A 19,282-nucleotide genomic window follows, 5' to 3' on the forward strand; every position below is an offset into this window, starting at 1 on the left:
GCAAAGACCTAGGTCTTGTTTTGCGGACAGCGTTTCATTGTTGGCGATCTTGTTGCTAATCTAAAAATCACGGCAGCAAAGGATTTGCGGAGTCACTTCAGTGAAGAAGCTCGTTTTGAAACTTATCTTTGGATTTATTATTCTTCCGCTTTCATTGGCGGGCACGCTTTTTTATCTTAATAAAAACGGCTTTTTTGATATTGGTAAAGTGGAAGTGATTTTAGAAAATCCACCCCCGGGCCAAGAACAATTTTTGCGTCCTCACGTCGATCGTCTGGAAGCTTCTTTGGACAAGTACAAAGGCATGTCGCTTTGGAATATCAAACTTAAAGCGGTGTCTCGTGATGTGAAGATGATGAACTGGGTTGAAAGCCTGAACATCAAGCGCAGCTGGCCGACAACTTTGTCTGTGCGAGTGCGCCCATACGAAGTGAAGCTTCTTTATATGGGTAAAGGTGGCAAGCTGGTGCCGATCATCAAGGGTGGTGAACTTCTTGATCCGGTTGAAGGCAAGCAGGCTCCGGATGTTGTTCTTCTTGAAGGCGAAAGTTTCATGAAGAAAGCCGAGCTTCGCAAAAAGGCTGTTGATGTTGTTGAGCAGATTCCTGCTGAAGGATCATTCAGTCGAAAAACAATTTCTGAAATTCGTTACGACAACAAAGAAGGCTTCTGGATGACCATGATCAAAACAGGAATCCAGGTGAAAATGGGCGAAGACCAAGTGTCCTTGAAGTCGGCCCGGGTCAGTCAGGTTGTTGATTATCTCGAATCCCGCCAGTTTGACGCGCGCGTCATAGACGCGAATCTGTCAAAGAAAGTCCTTGTCAGGTTGCGTAAGGGTCCCTAAGCTTAAGTCTGGAAGACCGATCAAAGTCGGGTAGATGCCCCACTTTTTAGCCCCTTGAAATGATTTTATCGGGTGGTCTTACAGAAGCTTTATAGTTTAGGCATCCGTGAGGACTTAAGGATGAGTACATCAAAACCCAAAGCTCCGGTGTTGGCTGGCTTGGACATTGGTTCGACCAAGGTCTCTTTCGTCATCGGTACAGTCAACCCCGAAGGAAAAATTGAAGTAGCAGGCGTCGGCACCGCTCCCAATACAGGGATTCGTCAGGGTGTCGTTGTTAATATCGAAGCCACTACTGATTCCATCAGAAAAGCCAAAGAAGAAGCAGAATTGATGTCTGGATACACTGTCTCAGAAGTCTGGGTGGGTGTTGCCGGTTCTCATATTTCTTCCTTCGATTCCAAGGGCATGGTTGCGATCAAGAATCGCGAAGTCACGGCCTCTGAAATCGACCGTGTGATTGAAGCCGCCAAAGCGGTTGCTGTTCCTGCGGATCGTTCTGTTCTGCATGTTTTGCCAAGAGAATTCAAAGTCGATGGTCAGGATGGGATTACCGATCCTATCGGCATGTCCGGCATCCGTTTGGAAGCCAATGTGCACATCGTGACCGGCGGTCAAAGCGCCATCAATAATACAGTTAAATGTGTTGAAAAAGCGGGCCTGAAAATCGCGGGTCTGGTTCTTTCCCAGTTGGCTTCAGCAACGTCTGTTATTTCCAATGACGAAAGAAACCTGGGTGTGTGTGTGGTTGATATGGGTGGCGGTGCTTGTAATGCCGTGTACTTCGTCAACGGCAGCATGGCACATTCCTCTGTGATTCCGGTGGGTGGTCAGCACTTTACTCACGACGTGGCTGTGGGGCTTCGTACCCCGCAGGTTGCGGCGGAAGAGCTTAAAAAGAAGCATGGCTGTGCCATGGCTTCCATGGTGAATGAAAATGAAACTATCGAAGTCGAAGGTGTTGGCGGACGCAAGTCCCGCGTAATTCCTCGCAAAGACCTTGCGGATGTGATCGAGGCGCGTGCAGAGGAAACTCTGAATCTGATCGCCAACGATATTCGCATGAGTGGTCTGATGCCGATGCTGGGTTCCGGTATCGTGCTTACGGGCGGCGCAAGCAATCTGGATGGTCTTGTTGAGATGGGTGAGTTTGTTTTTGATATTCCGGTTCGCAGAGGGGCTCCTCGCGAAATCGGCGGCCTGACAGATGTGGTGAAGTCTGGAGAATTCTCCGCTGCTGTCGGCCTTCTGATGTATGCACTGGCGCAGAGAAAAGATCTGCTTCAGGGACAGCAGCAGGAAGTGAACATTGGTGAATCCTTGGATGGCATCACCAAGAAGATCAAAGACTTTTTTGGACAGATTTTTTAATTTTACTCTGTGAGCACCCTGGGTGCTTGATTCTGTGGGGAGGATCGAAATGTTTGAATTGGAAGAAAACATCAATATTGGAGCAAATATCAAGGTCGTCGGCGTAGGCGGTGGCGGTAGTAACGCAGTTGCCACGATGATCGAATCCGGCATGAACGGTGTGGAATTCATCGTTGCCAACACAGATATTCAGGCTTTGAATGCCAGCAAATCCCCGAACAAAATCCAACTGGGTCTTGATCTGACAAAAGGTTTGGGCGCGGGGGCAAATCCGGATGTGGGCCGCAGAGCTGCGATTGAATCCTACAATGAAATCGTGGAAAAGCTGGAAGGTGCAGACATGGTGTTTGTCACTGCCGGTATGGGCGGTGGTACAGGAACAGGTGGCGCTCCGATCGTGGCAAAGATCGCTCGTGAACTGGGCGCATTGACTATCGGTGTGGTGACCAAGCCATTCCTGTTTGAAGGTAAAAAGCGCGGCAAGCATGCTGAAGGCGGTTTGGCTGATCTGAAAGAAAACGTGGACACTCTGATCGTGATCCCGAACCAAAAACTTCTTTCCATCGCGGCTGAAAGAACTCCGCTTCTGGAAACTTTCAAAAAAGCCGACGAAGTTCTGCTTCAGGCAGTAAAAGGTATTTCTGACCTTATCAATATCCGCGGTCTGATCAATCTGGACTTCGCCGATATCCGTACTGTTATGTCTTCCAAAGGCATTGCAATTATGGGTACAGGCGCAGCCAAAGGTGACAACCGTGCGGTTGAAGCGGCAACAGCGGCGATTTCCTCTCCGCTTCTTGAAAATGTAAAAATTGACGGTGCGACAGGTATCATCATCAACGTAACGGGCGGCTCTGATTTGTCTCTTTATGAAGTGAACGAAGCCTCCACTTTGATCACTGAAGCGGCTCACGAAGATGCGGAAATCATCTTCGGTGCGGTTATTGATGAAAGCATGGGTGATGAAGTTCGTGTGACTGTGATCGCAACTGGTTTTGATTCTCACGATGTGAAGCTTGTAAACGACATGGCACAAGTGAACCAAATGCAAAACTTCCTGAATCAGAATGCAGCGCAATTCGGCGGGATGAACATGCAGATGCCACAAATGCCTCAGCAAATGGCGCAAATGCCACAGATGCCAACCATGCCGCAAATGCCTCAGTTCCCGCAGATGCCGGCAATGCCAAGCATGCCACAAATGCCTGTGATGCCTCAGATGCCAGCGGTTGAACTTCCGCCGATCTCTGCGGTTCAGTCCCAGGTGATGACTTTTACACATCAACCACAGCAGACAGAGGCAGCTCCTCAGGTCACTGAGACTGTGGTTGTTCCTCCTGTGGCTGCCGTGACTCCGCAAATGGCTCAGCAGGCCGCACAAAATGTGGCTGCTCAGGCTCCGGTGGCTCCTTCTCAGGAAGTGGCAACTCCGATCCAGCCGCAAGTGGAATCCTCACTGACCCCACGTGATATGCTGTTGGCAAAAGCCCGCGCTTTCAAAGAAAGCCAGGACTTGAAATCCAAGCACAGCAATCCAGAGCAGTTGTCCATGAACGTGGATCATGAACAACAGTCCTTGGAAGAAGCTCGTCGCATGGCGCGTGAAGTTCTAAGCTCTCCATTCTCCAGCCAGAATCTTGAAGTTCCTGCCTTCATCCGCAAGAAACAAGGTTTCGATCTGAATAAAGAATAGTGGAAGCCTGGTTCATATCCGACATTCACTTAAAAACCGCTGAAGAGCGCAATGGGAAAATCCTGTTGCGCTTTTTGCGTTCTTTGTTGGAAGGAAATCCCAAGGAAGTTCACCTTTTCATGCTCGGGGATATCTTCGATCTGTGGGTGGGTGGTCACACTTACTTCGCCAAAAAGTTTGAACCTTTGATGACAGCGCTGGGGGACTTGCGCAAGGCCGGTGCCCGCATCACTTTCATCGAAGGCAACCATGATGTGCATGTGGAAGGTTATTTCCAAAAACGTCTGGGGATCGAAGTTTTTGTCGAGGCACAGTATTATCTGATCGACGGGGTTCGCGTGCGCTGTGAACACGGCGATCTGATCAATCTGAATGATCAAAAGTATCTTAAATATCGCAGCATCATTCGCAACCCGTATATTAAACCTTTGGGAAACATCCTGCCGGGCAAGTTCTGGGATCATCTGGGTAACAAGGCCAGTAAAAAAAGCCGGGAACGCAGCGGACATTATCGCATTTCCAATGAAGGTGAGCTGATTTCCATGATCCGTTCGCACACCGCGAAAGCCTACGCGGAAAAGCCGTTTGATTTGATTATTTCAGGTCACATGCACGTCTTTGACGACCATACCGAAACCATCAACGGTCACTCTGTGCGTTCAGTGAATCTGGGCTCATGGTTTGAAGAGCGCGTGAAGGTCTTCCGCCTGAAAAACGGCGTCGGTGAATGGGTTTATATTCCTTAAAGGTACGGACTTACTTTTGGTAGTGCATCCGCGTTGAATGCCGAATCTGCTGGAGCAGTATTGCCTTAGTTATTTTGCCACGCACTCAATACAGACTTATCCTTTTTGTATTCAAGGAGGATTAATGAAAGCAATGATGAGTTTGTTGGTGATCTTGTTGGCTGCCGGGGCTCAGGCACAAGTGGAAATGACCGTGCAAAAAGAAGCTTTTGTAATTCATTCCACGTCCATTAGCTGCATGTCTTATCAGGATGGTACGAGCGAGCGTGACATTCCTTCACCGTACATCAACATTCCACAAATCCGCATAGCCAATCGCAGTGGGGAATTCTTTGCTCCGGCGATGTTACAATTGACCTTCAAGTCCTCAATCGCTTCTTACACTTGCACTTATTCAGACTATTACCTGGACGCTATCGGAATTCCGGTGCGTATGGCTGACAATGAAATCCTGGATCTGTCCTGTCCGATGAAATGCGGTGGCCTGCCAATGGCAACACCCGAAAAAGTCACTGCCACTGTAGAGCTGATGGGTTACACAGAGTCCGGCACCGGCCACATCACTCCGGTAAAAATCAAAAAGCAAATGGACATCATCAACGCCAACTAAAAGGTACCTGCTTACTTTTTCCGAAGCGTTGCGTAAAGCCGGGTTTCCCCGGCTTTTTTATTTATTTGAAGTACTTTTTAAAACCCTGCCAGCAGTCCTGATAGTCGCTTTGCAGGAAGTCTTTTTCCATCGCGAAGTCCGTCACCATATAAGGGGAGCGGCATTCGAACATGAAGGCCATGGTTGCTTCGATTTTGTGCGGTTTCAAATCCACATGGCTGGCCTTTTCAAAGGCATCCACGTCCGGGCCGTGCGCGGAATAGAAGTTGTGCAGGCTTCCACCGCCCGGCACGAAACCGCCTGCGGTTTTGGCGTCATATTCACCGTAAATCAGGCCCATGTATTCGCTCATGCAGTTGCGATGGAAATAAGGCGGGCGGAATGTGTGCTCTCCGACCATCCAGCGAGGCGGGAAGATTGCAAAGTCCACATTAGCAATGCCCGGTGTATCGCTTGGGGAAGTTAGTACGGTAAAGATCGAAGGATCTGGATGATCATAGCTGACGGTGTTGATCGTGTTGAATTTGCGCAGGTCATACTTATAAGGGGCATAGTTCCCATGCCAAGCCACTACGTCCAAAGGAGAATGGCCCATTTCTGCGGACCAAAGTTCACCGGCAAATTTTCCGATCAATTCAAATTTTCCTTCCAGATCCTCAAATGCGGCAACTGGAGTCAGGAAGTGACGACGGTGAGCCAGGCCATTGGCACCAATCGGGCCCAAATCAGGAAGGCGGAAAGGGGCGCCAAAGTTTTCGCCGATGTATCCTGTGCAAAGATCCCCTTTAAGCGGGTTGATCTGGAACTTCATGCCTCGCGGGATCACGGCGATTTCACCGGGTTCCATTTCGATAAGGCCCATTTCTGTTTTTACATGTAAAGAGCCTTTTTGTGGAACTAGCAGGAAGTCTCCATCCGCATTCATAAAGTAACGAGAACCCATGTCCTTGCTGAAGGAATATAAATGGGCGCTCAGACCACGTTGTTCAAGAGCTGATCCGGCTCCGCAGACTGTGCGGATGCCTTCAACAAAATCTTGGGGAACGGAAGAGTCCTTCAGCGGATTCCAGCGCATTTGATTCGGATTGATATGCTGAGGTTTAAAGAAAGTCTTTGCTGTCAGATCTTTCAGCGGCACAAAAGGTTTGTGCTGCACAGACGGACGAATGCGATACAGCCAGGAATACAAATTGGTATGGCGAGGGGCTGTGAAGGCAGAGCCACTTAACTGTTCCGGATAAAGCCCGTGCGGGGCTTTTTGTGGAGAATTTTGGTCGGCGGGTAAAGCACCCGGGCGAGCTTCCGTAGAAAAATGATTGCCAAAACCTGACAGATATTTTGTTTCCATAAGGGACAGATAATCAGGTCCCGGGGGCAAAAGTCAACTGGGATGCCCCTCAACCCGGGAGCTGTTTGATGCGGGAAGCGTCAACGAAATAGCGTTGTCGTAACGACATTTTATAAAATGGTCTTTCAGGATCACAAAGTGCAGGAAGCCGCCGATAAATATCTGGGGCCGCAATACACTCAGCACAACCCTCATGTGCCGGATGGGGTAAAGCCGTTTACAGACTATTTTATTCCGCACTTTAAGGAAAACCCGGAAGCGCGCTCTGAAATCAAAAGAGCTGTCGCAGAAGGTGATCTGGTGGTTTTGCATGTTCACAGCAAAATGAATAAAGCAGACCGTGGCAGTGCCATCGTGGATATTTTCAGAGTGGAAAAAGGCCGGATCGTCGAACACTGGGATGTGATTCAGGCGATCCCGGAAAAAGTAGCGAACAGCAATACGATGTTCTGATTCCGTGCTGAACAACGATGCTTGCCCAGCACGGAATATTAACTAAGGCAGCAGCATGATAGGCTGACTGCGCACTTCCTTGCCTTTGGCATCCACACTGATGGCCTGAATCTGATATTGCAATCCGTGAATCAGGCCATCCAGAACGGCCACGTGGCTTGTGACCGGGTCTGAATCCAGAGTGGTGTACATTTCCTCGCCTGTGAAGATATTCACGATATAAAGCTGACTGCTGGCGGGCAGGTTCGTGGACCAGGTGATTTGTGCCGTTGGGGCGGATATTGAAGCCACTTTAAAGTCGCTGATCGCCAAGTCAGGTTCCACGCATGGATTTGGTTTTAAATCCGGCATCTGGAAGTTGGCGCTGCGAACCACGTTCCAGCCCATATGTTCCAGCAGCTTCATCGCGGCCTGTTTTTTTCCGTTGTTAGGGTTGAAGAAGAAATTATTGCTCTGGATTCCACACAGGGAATGAGAAGCCGGCTTTTTCCAGCTCTGGGCTTTTTTGTGATGCTTCCACAGCATCACGTTAGCGATATGATAACGGGGTCCCTGATAGTATAAAATCTTAATGGGAATGGCTGAATCTTTTTTCAGCTCGACGGTGCGGTAAGGGCAGCCAAGACGAGTTGGGTGATTGCCATCATTGTTCACCAGCTCATTCCAACTGTTACCTTCCTTGATAAACAATCTGGCGCCATCATCGGACAGCAGGGAGATTTCATAATGACCGGCCGGATCCTGGTCAGAAAGTTTTAGGATGGAGGTGTATTCGATGGCGAAGTTTTCAATAAGCCTGTTGCCATTGGCATCCACCAGCACATCACCGGACTGGGTGGCAAAGCCTGATGTGAAGGGGCGGGTGGGAACATTGACATCCGCAAAATATAAATCCTGTTCCAGACGAAGCCCGTTGTTGTAGAAGTCCATCACAGACTTGATCGGTGCGGTCATTTGCGGGCTTTTGACAATCAGCTTTGCAAACAGGCCCTGTTGGGGGTCGCTGCTGCTTTCGCCGTTAAGAGGATCACATACGGTTTTTTCCGGATCGGCGAAATCAACAGAGCCAATACTTTCCCCGGTCGGGGTTTTGCCGCTGCCATGATAGCTGCAGGAAATCTTTTTCAGAAGGCCGCGGGCCCGCAGTGAATTTTGTTCTGCCGCTTTCTTTTTATGGGCGGAGGCAAAAGGGGATACCAGCAATAGTGCGACTAAAAGCATTTTTGTCATCGTACGTACCTCAACAATCAGATACGTATAAGTTTAACAAAAACGTAAGAAGTGTGGAGAAAAGCTTAAGACACGTCCAATATTGGGATGGAGTGCAGCTTCGAATTGGGAATTATTGCAGACCCAGTTTGGCTTTGATCATCTCGAGATCTTTTTTGAGACTTTGATTTTCCTCTTCCAGCTTGCGAATGCGCTGATCTTTTTCCGCAGCATCGGCCTCTAAAGAAGCCACACGGCGGTTGATGAGCTGGATTTGTTCTTCAGAAGCCTTGCACATTCCATGCAGTTCCTGAACTGCATTCACTGTGGCCCAATGAATCGGGTCCACATTCAGCTCCAGATAACCTTTCGGACCTGTGCGGACGGCATCTGGAATAACATTCTGGACTTCTTGCGCGATGAAGCCTGTCATGGCTTTATCCGAAGGCATATTCATGGCATTTCCGGGTTTGTAGTGATAGCGAACGGTGCGCAGTTTAAGAATTTCATTTAGTCCGTACTCATAATTACCATCAATATTTTTCAGTCGCTGATCCGAAACAACCTGCCAGGCTTTCATTTAGTCCGTACTCATAATTACCATCAATATTTTTCAGTCGCTGATCCGAAACAACCTGCCAGGCGGTGCCGGTGCTCAGGGCTGCTGTACCAGTAACATGCAGTGTGTACAGTGGCGTTGCCGTCGCAATTCCGACATTGCCATTGGAACGATCGATGGTCATGGCTGAACCCAAAAAAGCTCCGGCATCGCTGTAACGTAGAATTGAAAGATTCGATCCGGAGTTAGATCCGGTCTCTAACACAGCATCTGCCATGATCGTCCAGCGTTTTAAGTTGTTTTTTTTGAAAATTAAAGATGGATTGAAGTTTGTGGCAGTTGTATCAATCGCAATACCACCGGTATTGGCAGAAACAAACTGCGCTACTTCACCTGTTCCCGTGACAGACAAGGCCGAGGCCGTCGGTATGTTGCCAATGCCCACTCGTCCCAATTCATCAATGGTCATACGAACGGCATTATTGGTTCTAAAGCTTAAAGGCTGATTGTCGTTAGAGCCAATGGTAACAGGAGCCGTGAAGCTGTTGCCGCCATTTAAAAGCAGTCCTGCGGCACTGTAGGTGGCACAGCCCGGAACATTGGCGGCATTAAAGTTGATGATTTGGCCCAGACCGCAACTGAACTCTGTCACAGCATCGGCGGAACCGTTTGACATCAAAATTCTGTTGGCCACCAGGGTGGTCACGCCTGTTCCGCCTTTATTGACCGGCACAGCGCTGGAGAAAGTATTTGGATTTGCGGAAATCACCCCTGAAGCCACACTCAGGCCTGATCCAACTTGCACAACACCCTTGGCGCTGGCGGTGGCATCGTTCACGCCGATTTCCGGTGTTGTGGCGTTGTTAACAACAGTCACAGCACCCGTGCCGGTAACCGATGTGACGGTACCGCTGGGAATTGTTGTCCATTTCAATCCTGCGGCCTGCGACGAATCCACACTCAGAACCTGACCGGCAGTTCCGGCAGGCAGGCGGATATTGTTGGTGCCATTGTGTGCCAGAATATCCCCTTTGGCGCTTAACGGAGACAGGGTGTTGAAGGCGGTCGTCGCAGATGTGGAACCTGTTCCACCGTTGGCAACAGGCAGGACGCCTGTGACATCAGCAGCCAGATTTATCGGAGTCGCGGCGCCACCGCCGTCCGCCAAAGCATTCCAGGTGCTTCCGCTGTCACGATAGATTTTTAAAGTATCAGATGCGACATACAGTCGGCCGGTGGTTCCTGCGGCAGGTTTGGCGGCATCAACGCCAGACTGGATGCCCGGGACGCCACCCAGATTTTTGATAGCGTCGATGATTCCATAACCTTGTAGTGTGGTCGGCTGACCACTGATGATTTTTGACCAGTCCAATCCGGGAATATCTGCTGGTGCGAGTGTCGCAGCACCGGAAGTCACGCGACCTTTGGCGTCTGTCACAACTCTAAAATAAGTTCCGGCTGTGTTAACGTTATTCAGGATTAAGGCCCCGCTGTTATCCAAAGTGGCATCCCCGCTGACGTTCACGGCAGTGGCAGTTCCACCTGCATTACCGACATAAATTTTTGCCGGGGACAGGGCTTTGTCTAATTTATTGCTGAACGTTGTCCAGTCGCTGCCAGTCAGATAGCCGCTGGAACCCGCATTGGCAGCAGGCATTGAAATTTCCGGTGTCGTGGCACCGTTGGTCACAACAACAGGGGACAGGGCCGTGACATTGGTGACTGATCCGCCACCGGCGGCAGAACTGATGGTGATTGTGCCCGGACCATTACTGATATTAATCCCTGACCCGGCAGTCAGAGTGGACGGAGTAAATCCAGAGCCTGTTCCGATCAGGATTTGACCGTTGCCAGCGGGCAAAGAATACAGAGTCAGCAAGGAATCCAGGATCGAATAGCGGTTGAAGATTGTTTCAACGCGGTTCTGTGAAATGTTGGCACTGGTTTGAACAAAGTCGCTGGCTCTTTTATCTTCCAAACGACCGGCATTGATTGCGAAGGGAACATTGTTGATAGTGATATCAGGTGACAACGTCGTTGATCCCACTTGTACCCGCAACAACCGCTGATTGTAAGTTCCGGAGAAAGTCATTGTGCTGCCGGAAGTGCAGGTTGCAGAACCTGTCGTGGCAAAAATACGGTCTGCGGTGTTGTTGGTGGAGTCCAAACGGGTTCCGCTTCCGACAATCAGACTGAATTCCCCGCCGCTTCCCGGGGTGATATTGTGAGTTTCTTCATACAGCGCACAGAGAGTGTCGCTGGAGGTGATCTGCAAAGTCACTGTTTGCGGGGACGTGATCGGATTTCCCATGTCATCGGTCAACAGACCTTCATAGACAAACAACGCCCCCGGTGACGGCGATGCCGCCAGTGCCGTCATCGGCAAAAGCAAAGCGCTGAAAATAGTTAGCATCAGATTTGGGAGTTTCATTCAGCAATTCTCCCTTGGATGCGGAAGTGTCCGCCAGTGGCCACATGCTGCGAAGTCGAACGCAAACGGCTTTTCAAGCGCACGCTGGCACCGGATTGATCCATACCTGTATCGACCGAAGTGCCGACCAGCATGTCCTGGCTGCGTGATGTGGACGGGGTGTAACGGATGCTGACTTCCTTGTAGAAGTAATGACCCGGGCGGGGTTGGGCCCGGAATTTCACTGTCAGTGTTTGTCCGGCAGAGATATTCATAGCACTCCACGGTGCCTTTAGATTGGATAACTGAACCTGGAACTTTCCATTCTTACAAGAGGTGCCGGCAGAGTTGTCATAGGCGGAAGGCGACAGCCAAGTGGCGCCGCCATCCAGACTCATTTCGATGGAGTTCACATAGTGAGCGCAACGTGCTTGCAATGGCACGGACACCAGACTGGAGGTCACGATGGACTGGGGATTGAAGGTCAGATCATCCAATGCGCGCAAAACCTGCACTTCCGGTGTGCTGTCAGAGCACCCCGCAAGGGCAAGCCAGAGAAAACCTAAAATGGCGATTTTACTCACGTACTTTATGCGCATGTTAATAAAATATCGGAATAATGAAGAGGGTTCTAAAGTCTCAAAGCGGGAATAAAAAAAGGGTCCCGCTTAAAGGGACCCTCAGGTGTAGCGAGTACTGAATTAAGACGATTTTATTTCTAGAAGTTCATGGTGTAGCCGATCAGGCCCTGGACTCCGGACATTGTCGTCGCCAAGTCTTTGCCATCGCGCTCAACCTCAGAGTTGCCGCCGCACTGACTTACACCCGGAATATCGCTGGCGGCGGCACAGTTGCCTCCGGTGGTCAGGTTGCGTTCAATAGGCATATAACGAAGATTACCTTCAACTGTCAGGCAGTGAGCTTCCGTGAAGCAGAAGTCCACACCGATCCCACCCATCGCACCAAAGGCACTGCCTTTGAAATCGAGGTTTTTGGTTCCGGCGGTGATTTCACCGTTCAGACTTCCATAGCCCAAGCCGGTCTGCATGTAGAACTTAATGAAAGAATTTTCCAATGCATAGATACGGAAAATCGGGAAGACGGTGAAGCCTGTCAGCTTGTAGTCGTAGCTGCCGTCAGTCCCGCTGCCCTCTGTAGATTGAGTGAAATAAGACGGGCGGAAGACGAAGGCATACATGGTGCTGCTAAAGCGGTAGGACCAGTTTGCATAGAATTCCCAGGCACTGCCCAGATCCTTGGTGTCAGCAGCAGCGGCACTGGAACCAGCGGCATCAATCAAAGAGTTCATGTCGTTCTGTCCGGCAGACACCGTGGAGATACCAATACCCAGGGACATATCCCCGGAAAGGCTTGGGCCTCTGCTAAAACGTCTTTGTGCATTTGCATCCTGAACGGAGATAACGGACACGGCGACAATGGTGGACAAAAACAGTCCCACCTTATTCAAGGCTCTCATAGGATGATCCTCCTGATCTTACTAATAAAATTCATCTTACTAAACTGATTCTGGTACAGATATATTCTATACAAGACTCGTGTATTCAACAGCTATGAGCAATGTCGATCATACACCTTTTGGACAAAGGACGGGACCTTCTTTCGTCCAGTCACTATTATTGAGACAACACTGTCCCCGTATGAGATTCTGGTCCCATGAAGCATTTGGAAGAAAAGACTCTCTCGACAAGACAAATTTTTAAAGGACGTTATCTGAAGGTGGAACAGGACCAGGTGCAGGCGCCCGACGGCAGGACCTATACGCGTGAATACATTCTGCACCCCGGGGCGGCCATGATGATCCCTCTGCTGCCGAATGGAAATGTGGTGATGATTCATCAGTACCGTCATGCGGTGAAACAGGTCTTTCTGGAATTTCCCGCAGGCAAACGCGATCATGGCGAGGAAACGCTGCTGACGGCAAAAAGGGAACTGTTGGAAGAAACCGGCTATGAAGCCAAAGAATGGAAGTTCCTGACCACAATTCATCCGGTGATCGGCTATTCCAACGAACATATTGATTTGTATCTGGCCAAGGATCTTGTGCTCTTGGAACAGCGCCTGGATCAGGGTGAATTTATTGAGGTTGTCGAAGTAAAACCGACGGATTTGATGCGTCTGGTTTTCGACGGAAAAGTCAGCGATGTGAAAACCCAGATCGGGGCTTTTTGGCTTGATAAATTCCTAAGAGGAGAGTGGAATTGAGAGGCGGAAGGAGCCTCTCATGTTCATTCAATCCAAAGACAGTTTTAAGACAAAATCCCAGCTTCAGGTCGGCTCGCAGAGCTACACAGTTTTCAATCCTCATAAAATTCAACATCCCAATCTTAAAAAAATTCCGGTGTCATTGAAGGTTCTTTTGGAAAACCTTCTGCGCCATGAAGACGGACTGCATGTCAGTAAAGAGGATATTGATTCTTTGTTAAGTTTAAGCAAAGAATCCCTGTCCCGCGAAATTTCATTCTTCCCGGCGCGTGTTTTGATGCAGGATTTTACCGGTGTTCCTGCGGTGGTGGATCTTGCAGCCATGCGTGATGCCATGAAATCCTTGGGTGGCGATCCGAAAAAAATCAATCCGCTGGTGCCAGTGGATCTGGTTATTGATCACTCAGTAATGGTCGATTCTTTTGCGACACCAAAATCTTTTGATGAAAACGTCAAGATGGAGTTTGAACGTAATCACGAACGCTATGTTTTCCTTAAATGGGGACAGCAGGCATTCCAAAACTTCAAGGTGGTTCCGCCGGGAACAGGAATTTGCCATCAGGTGAATCTGGAATATCTGGGTAAAACAGTGTGGTCTGAAAATGGCCTGGATGGTCACACGGCTTTCCCGGACACGCTGGTGGGGACGGACAGTCACACAACCATGATCAATGGTCTGGCAGTGCTGGGCTGGGGTGTCGGTGGTATCGAGGCCGAAGCTGTGATGCTGGGGCAGCCTTTAAGCATGTTGATTCCGGAAGTTGTAGGCTTCAAGCTTGAAGGCAAAATGAAAGAAGGCACAACCGCGACGGATCTGGTTCTGACCATCACGCAAATGCTTCGTAAAAAAGGTGTGGTTGGAAAATTTGTTGAATTCTATGGCCCGGGACTGGCATCCATGTCCTTGGCAGACCGTGCGACGATTGCCAATATGGCTCCGGAATACGGAGCGACCTGCGGATTCTTCCCGGTTGATGAACAGACGATCAAATACTTGAAACTTTCCGGACGTGATACGGCAACAATCGCCCTGGTTGAAGCCTATGCGAAGGAAGCGGGTTTGTGGCGTTCTGAAGAAGCTGAACAGCACTATCACTTCAACGACACTTTGCACTTGGACATGTCCACGGTCGAGCCTTCATTGGCCGGGCCGAAGCGTCCTCAGGATCGTGTGGTTCTGACCCAAGCGGCAGAGGATTTTTCCAAACAACTTATCACTGGCTTCCAGGTTCCGGCAGATAAAGCCACGAAGGCCGCATCTGCGGTGACTGTGGATTCCCAGGCTTATTCCCTGGGTCATGGGGATGTGGTGATTGCGGCGATCACAAGCTGTACCAACACCTCCAATCCATCCGTGATGATCGGGGCGGGACTTGTGGCGAAGAAGGCTGTGGAAAAAGGTTTGAAGGTCAAACCTTGGGTGAAGACGTCTTTGGCTCCGGGGTCACAGGTGGTGACGGATTATCTGGAACGCTCCGGCTTGCAGCTGTATCTGGATCAGTTGGGCTTTAACCTTGTGGGTTATGGCTGTACAACGTGTATCGGAAACTCCGGTCCGCTGCAGGCTCCGATTGCTCACGCGGTGGAAAAGGGAAATCTGGTGGTGGCATCAGTTCTTTCCGGTAATAGAAACTTTGAAGGTCGTATCAATCCGCACGTGAAGGCAAACTATCTGGCATCTCCGATGCTGGTGGTGGCGCATGCTTTGGCGGGTAATATGATGATTGATATTGCCAATGATTCTTTGGGGAAAGACTCTGCGGGGAATCCGGTTTATTTGAAAGACATCTGGCCAAGCACTCAGGAAATTCAGGACACGATCAATAAGACTGTGGAAACCAAGATGTTCGATGTACGCTACGGAAATGTTTTTGCCGGAACGGAAGACTGGCAGAAAATCAATACGACGGCTTCTCAGACATACTCCTGGGAAAAAAGCACGTACATCAAAAATCCCCCGTACTTTGAAGGCATGACCGGCAGCCCGGAAAAACTTCATGACGTGCAAGGCGCCAGAGCACTGGCGATTCTGGGGGACTCGATCACCACGGATCATATTTCTCCGGCGGGCAGTATCAAGAAGGATTCTCCGGCAGGGCGCTATCTGACGTCACATGGCGTACAACCGCATGATTTCAATTCTTACGGTTCACGTCGTGGTAATGACGAAGTGATGGTGCGTGGAACCTTTGCCAACATCCGCATTAAAAACGAAATGCTGGCGGGTGTGGAAGGCGGCATGACCAAGTATCTGCCAAACGATGAAACGCTGGCGATCTATGATGCTGCTGTAAAGTATCAGGCTGATGGCACACCGTTGGTTGTGGTTGCCGGAAAAGAATACGGCACAGGATCTTCCCGTGACTGGGCGGCAAAGGGGACTCGCCTGCTGGGAGTAAAAGCGGTCATTGCAGAAAGCTTTGAGCGCATTCATCGGTCCAATCTAATTGGGATGGGCGTTTTGCCATTGCAGTTCCATGCGGGCATGGATCGCAAGACCTTGCATCTGGATGGCACAGAGACCTTTGATATTCGTGGTATTGAAGCGGGGATGAAACCTCAACAGGATCTGACTGTGACCATCCATCGTGCGGATGGCAGCCAGCAGGAAGTGAAAGTCCGTTCACGCATCGATACAGCCGTGGAGCTTGAGTACTACAAAAATGGAGGCATCCTTCATTATGTTCTGCGCAAGCTGGCTTAAGGCGGGCAAAGAACTGTTGTCGAACTTATGGTCGAAATGACAATACAGGGGGGTGGAGAGCCCCCCTTTCCTATTGAGAACCAACAGGTTGTCCGTCACTGTCTCAAAATGTGGCAAAGTATTTGCTGGGAAGACTTCGTTCTATAACAGAAACGGAGTGTATATGAAGAACGTTCTTAAATACGGTGCGGTTGCAGCCGTAATGATCGTAAGCCAGACTGCTTCGGCCTCATTCTGGGGTAAGGTGAAAAATAAGTTTAACGACTGTAAGTATTCCGATCAGGAATACAGCCAGACGTATTCTTATGAAAAAGCAGTCACACCTCGCTTGCCAGAATATCTTGGCGGCCAGGAGTTTTCAGAAAACGATTTCTATTCCAAACCATGGATGCGCGATTTCCGCTATGTGATCGTGATCAACAAGTCTGACAAGGGCAGAACAGCTCAGACCATGCGTGTGTACGAGTATGGCCGTCAGATTATCAATTCCAAGGTTTCCACAGGCCGTGAAGGTCTGGAATTGAAACGTAAAAATCAGGTTTGTACGGGTGCTCCGGCGAAATCTTACTGGTCTCAGACACCGACAGGCTACTTCACGCCGAAGTTCCTTTCCAAAGACCACGTTTCCAGTTCCTGGGATTCTTCAATGCCATTTGCGATCTTCTATGACGTGGATAACGGTTTGGCTTTGCATGAAGTTTACAGAAAATACACAGACTATCTGGGCAGCCGTGCTTCCGGTGGATGCACTCGTCAGGATGGTAAAACAGCAGAAGAGCTGTTTAAGCGTGTAGAGGCGACTGAAGGCGCCACCGTCCCAGAAATCAACCCGGATGGAACTCCGGTGCTGAATGAAGACGGCAGCGTGAAATACATCAACAAGCAATATTGGACAAATCAAAGAACCGGCGAAGTTGTTAAGTTCAACACCTTCAGTGCTTTGATCATCGTTCAGGATGTTCGGGACTAATTTTTAGTCCCGTTCACCATCAGTATAAACGCATATTCGGTGGCCGTTTCTTTCAAACTGTCGAAGCGGCCCGATGCTCCACCATGACCGGATTCCATATCCGTCTTTAGCAGAATCATCGAAGTTCCCTTGTTATGCTCTCTTAATTTAGGCACCCATTTCGCCGGTTCCCAGTATTGAACCTGAGAATCGTGGAAGCCTGTGGTCACCAGTACATTCGGATACGCCTGGTCTTTGACGTTGTCGTAAGGGGAATACTTGCGAATATATTCATAGTCCTCTTTGACATTCGGATTGCCCCATTGGTCGTATTCACTGGTGGTTAAAGGAATGCTGTCATCAAGCATTGTGGAAATCACATCCACGAATGGCACTTGGGCCACCATGCCTTTGTAAAGATCCGGTCGCAGGTTCATCACCGCGCCCATCAGAAGACCTCCGGCACTGCCACCCATCGCAAAAGTATGTTCCGGTTTTGCGTAGCCATCTTTAACCAGAGCTTCCGTGACATCGATAAAGTCAAAGAAGGTGTTCATTTTATTGTGGGTGCGCCCCTGATCGTACCAGTGACGGCCCATTTCAGATCCCCCGCGGATGTGTGCTTTGGCGAAAACGAAACCACGATCCACCAGACTGAAAACAGAACTGCTGAACCACGGGTCCATGTTCGCGCCATAAGATCCATAGCCATAGACCAGCATGGAACCGGAAGAGTCCTTTTTGAAATCCTTTTTCATGATCAAAGACACCGGCACTTTGGTTCCGTCACGAACCGTCAGGAACACACGCTCTGTTTTGTAAAGTTCCGGATTGTAGTTCGGAACTTCCTTGGTTTTTTTCAGAACCTGTTCTTTGGTTTTCACGTTCAGATCATACACAGAATCCGGCAGACGCATGGATTCATAGTTATAGCGCAGCCATTCTGTATCATACTCGCGATTGTCACCCACTGAAGCCAGATAGCTGGGATCGGCAAAGGTGAGCTCGTAAGGGGCTTGTGCATTGCGATCTGCGATACGCACTTGAGTCAGGCCATTCTTGCGTTCGTCCAGAGCGATAAAGTTTTTAAAGACTGTAATCCCGTCTAGATAGACATCCGTGCGGTGAGGAATTAGTTCTTTCCAGTGCTTTTCGTCGGTGTGTGCCGGGTCTGCCACCATCAACTTATAGTTTGGAGCGTTCTTGTTGGAAATAATATAGAACTTATCGCCCCCGTCGGTGACGGAGTATTCGTGTGCCCGTTCACGGGGATTAAAGACCTTGAATTTTTCCATGGGTTTGTCCGCCGGAATAAATTGGATTTCCGTGGTCAGTGTGCTGTAAGAGCCAATGTAAATATACTTCTCTGACAGGGCCTTGTACACATACACACTGAAAGTGTCGTCCTTTTCGTGATAGATCAAATCCTTTTTGTGGGTTTTGATGTTGTAGCGATAGATCTTTTCTGTGCGCAGTGTTTCCGGATGCTGCTCAGAATAGAAAATCGTTTCATTGTCATTGGCCCACGACAGGTTGCCAGTGACGTTTTCAATTTTCTCAGGCAGGGTTTTGCCGGTTTTAAGATCCTTGAAATAGATCGTATAGAAGCGACGTCCGACGGTATCCACCGCATACGCCATGATTTCCTGATTTGGACTCATGCGCGGGCCGGTGGAGCTGAAATAGCTGTGCCCCTTGGCCAGTTCCGGAACATTGATTAGAACTTCTTCCGGTCCTTGTGGGCTGCCTTTGTAGCGGGTGTGCAGGGGATACTGCTGGCCCACTTCGTAGCGGGCGGAATAATAGTATTCACCGTCTTTGGCAGGAACAAAGGATTCGTCTTCCTTTACGCGGCCTTTAAGCTCCTGAAAGATTTTTTCTTCCAGCTCTTTAGATGGTTTCATCATGCTTTCGGTATAAGCATTTTCTTTTTTCAGATAGTCAACAACCTTGGGATTCTCACGTTCACGCAACCAGAAGTAATCATCCATACGGATGTCGCCGTGTTTGGAAAGTTGAGTGGTGATTTTTTCAGGTTTTGGATAATCAAGATAGTTTTTGTGCATGCAGGATACTCCCAGAAGAACAATAAGATAGACACTTCTTTTCATTCAGAAAAGCTATCATTGTCTTCCGGGAGTGGGAAGCATTTGCCGCTCA

General features: G+C 49.4%; 15 protein-coding genes and 1 pseudogene. 9 read left to right on the top strand and 7 right to left on the bottom strand.

Annotation, left to right across the window (positions count from 1 at the left end):
- The first annotated feature begins 100 nt into the window (after positions 1-100).
- From EZJ49_RS15320 to EZJ49_RS15340, 5 genes are all read left to right on the top strand, one after another.
- Positions 101-847, top strand: a complete 747-nt coding sequence (locus EZJ49_RS15320) for a cell division protein FtsQ/DivIB (protein WP_262553129.1) — start codon at positions 101-103, stop codon at positions 845-847.
- A gap of 120 nt (positions 848-967) precedes the next feature.
- On the top strand, positions 968-2,218 hold the full coding sequence (gene ftsA, locus EZJ49_RS15325; protein ID WP_262553130.1) for a cell division protein FtsA: 1,251 nt from the start codon (positions 968-970) through the stop codon (positions 2,216-2,218).
- A 49-nt stretch (positions 2,219-2,267) separates the two neighbouring features.
- Positions 2,268-3,911, top strand: coding sequence for a cell division protein FtsZ (ftsZ, locus tag EZJ49_RS15330; RefSeq protein WP_262553132.1), 1,644 nt, complete (start codon positions 2,268-2,270; stop codon positions 3,909-3,911).
- Complete coding sequence (locus EZJ49_RS15335) at positions 3,911-4,657, top strand: UDP-2,3-diacylglucosamine diphosphatase (protein WP_262553133.1); 747 nt, start codon at positions 3,911-3,913, stop codon at positions 4,655-4,657. Before ftsZ ends, EZJ49_RS15335 begins: the two co-directional genes overlap by 1 nt.
- 124 nt (positions 4,658-4,781) lie before the next feature.
- Entirely contained in the window at positions 4,782-5,267 is a 486-nt protein-coding gene (locus EZJ49_RS15340) for a hypothetical protein (protein ID WP_262553135.1), read from the top strand.
- 61 nt (positions 5,268-5,328) lie between these two features.
- Here EZJ49_RS15340 and hmgA read toward each other — a convergent pair whose 3' ends face one another.
- Complete coding sequence (hmgA, locus tag EZJ49_RS15345; RefSeq protein ID WP_262553136.1) at positions 5,329-6,615, bottom strand: homogentisate 1,2-dioxygenase; 1,287 nt, start codon at positions 6,613-6,615, stop codon at positions 5,329-5,331.
- Positions 6,616-6,699: 84 nt separating this feature from the next.
- Between hmgA and EZJ49_RS15350 the strand changes: the two are divergent.
- Positions 6,700-7,068 (top strand): annotated as a pseudogene (locus EZJ49_RS15350) (ester cyclase); the annotation flags it as partial.
- Positions 7,069-7,110: 42 nt separating this feature from the next.
- Here the strand turns inward: EZJ49_RS15350 and EZJ49_RS15355 are convergent.
- The 5 genes from EZJ49_RS15355 to EZJ49_RS15375 form a co-directional block, all read right to left on the bottom strand.
- A complete protein-coding gene (locus EZJ49_RS15355; RefSeq protein ID WP_262553137.1) occupies positions 7,111-8,298 on the bottom strand; it encodes a hypothetical protein in 1,188 nt (395 codons plus the stop codon).
- A gap of 112 nt (positions 8,299-8,410) precedes the next feature.
- The gene (locus EZJ49_RS15360) at positions 8,411-8,857 is read right to left on the bottom strand and encodes a tail fiber domain-containing protein (protein ID WP_262553138.1); all 447 of its coding nucleotides are present in this window, start codon (positions 8,855-8,857) and stop codon (positions 8,411-8,413) included.
- Complete coding sequence (locus EZJ49_RS15365; protein ID WP_262553140.1) at positions 8,811-11,267, bottom strand: beta strand repeat-containing protein; 2,457 nt, start codon at positions 11,265-11,267, stop codon at positions 8,811-8,813. The genes EZJ49_RS15360 and EZJ49_RS15365 overlap by 47 nt, the downstream gene beginning before the upstream one ends.
- A complete protein-coding gene (locus EZJ49_RS15370; protein ID WP_262553141.1) occupies positions 11,264-11,830 on the bottom strand; it encodes a hypothetical protein in 567 nt (188 codons plus the stop codon). Before EZJ49_RS15370 ends, EZJ49_RS15365 begins: the two co-directional genes overlap by 4 nt.
- Before the next feature lie 134 nt (positions 11,831-11,964).
- Positions 11,965-12,723 carry a hypothetical protein gene (locus EZJ49_RS15375; RefSeq protein WP_262553142.1) on the bottom strand — a complete coding sequence of 253 codons (759 nt, stop codon included), beginning with the start codon at positions 12,721-12,723 and terminating at the stop codon, positions 11,965-11,967.
- 197 nt (positions 12,724-12,920) lie between these two features.
- Between EZJ49_RS15375 and EZJ49_RS15380 the strand changes: the two genes are divergently transcribed.
- The 3 genes from EZJ49_RS15380 to EZJ49_RS15390 all read left to right on the top strand — a co-directional run bounded on the left by EZJ49_RS15380 (position 12,921) and on the right by EZJ49_RS15390 (position 17,143).
- Positions 12,921-13,469, top strand: coding sequence for an NUDIX domain-containing protein (locus EZJ49_RS15380; protein ID WP_262553143.1), 549 nt, complete (start codon positions 12,921-12,923; stop codon positions 13,467-13,469).
- A gap of 19 nt (positions 13,470-13,488) precedes the next feature.
- A complete protein-coding gene (gene acnA, locus EZJ49_RS15385; protein WP_262553144.1) occupies positions 13,489-16,173 on the top strand; it encodes an aconitate hydratase AcnA in 2,685 nt (894 codons plus the stop codon).
- Positions 16,174-16,336: 163 nt separating this feature from the next.
- Positions 16,337-17,143, top strand: coding sequence for a L,D-transpeptidase (locus tag EZJ49_RS15390; RefSeq protein ID WP_262553145.1), 807 nt, complete (start codon positions 16,337-16,339; stop codon positions 17,141-17,143).
- Here the strand turns inward: EZJ49_RS15390 and EZJ49_RS15395 are convergent.
- Positions 17,140-19,188, bottom strand: a complete 2,049-nt coding sequence (locus tag EZJ49_RS15395) for a S9 family peptidase (protein WP_262553146.1) — start codon at positions 19,186-19,188, stop codon at positions 17,140-17,142. The two genes, EZJ49_RS15390 and EZJ49_RS15395, sit on opposite strands and share 4 nt — an antisense overlap.
- Between the last annotated feature and the right edge of the window lie 94 nt (positions 19,189-19,282).

This window comes from Bdellovibrio bacteriovorus, from assembly GCF_025558485.1.
GTDB lineage: Bacteria > Bdellovibrionota > Bdellovibrionia > Bdellovibrionales > Bdellovibrionaceae > Bdellovibrio > Bdellovibrio bacteriovorus_G.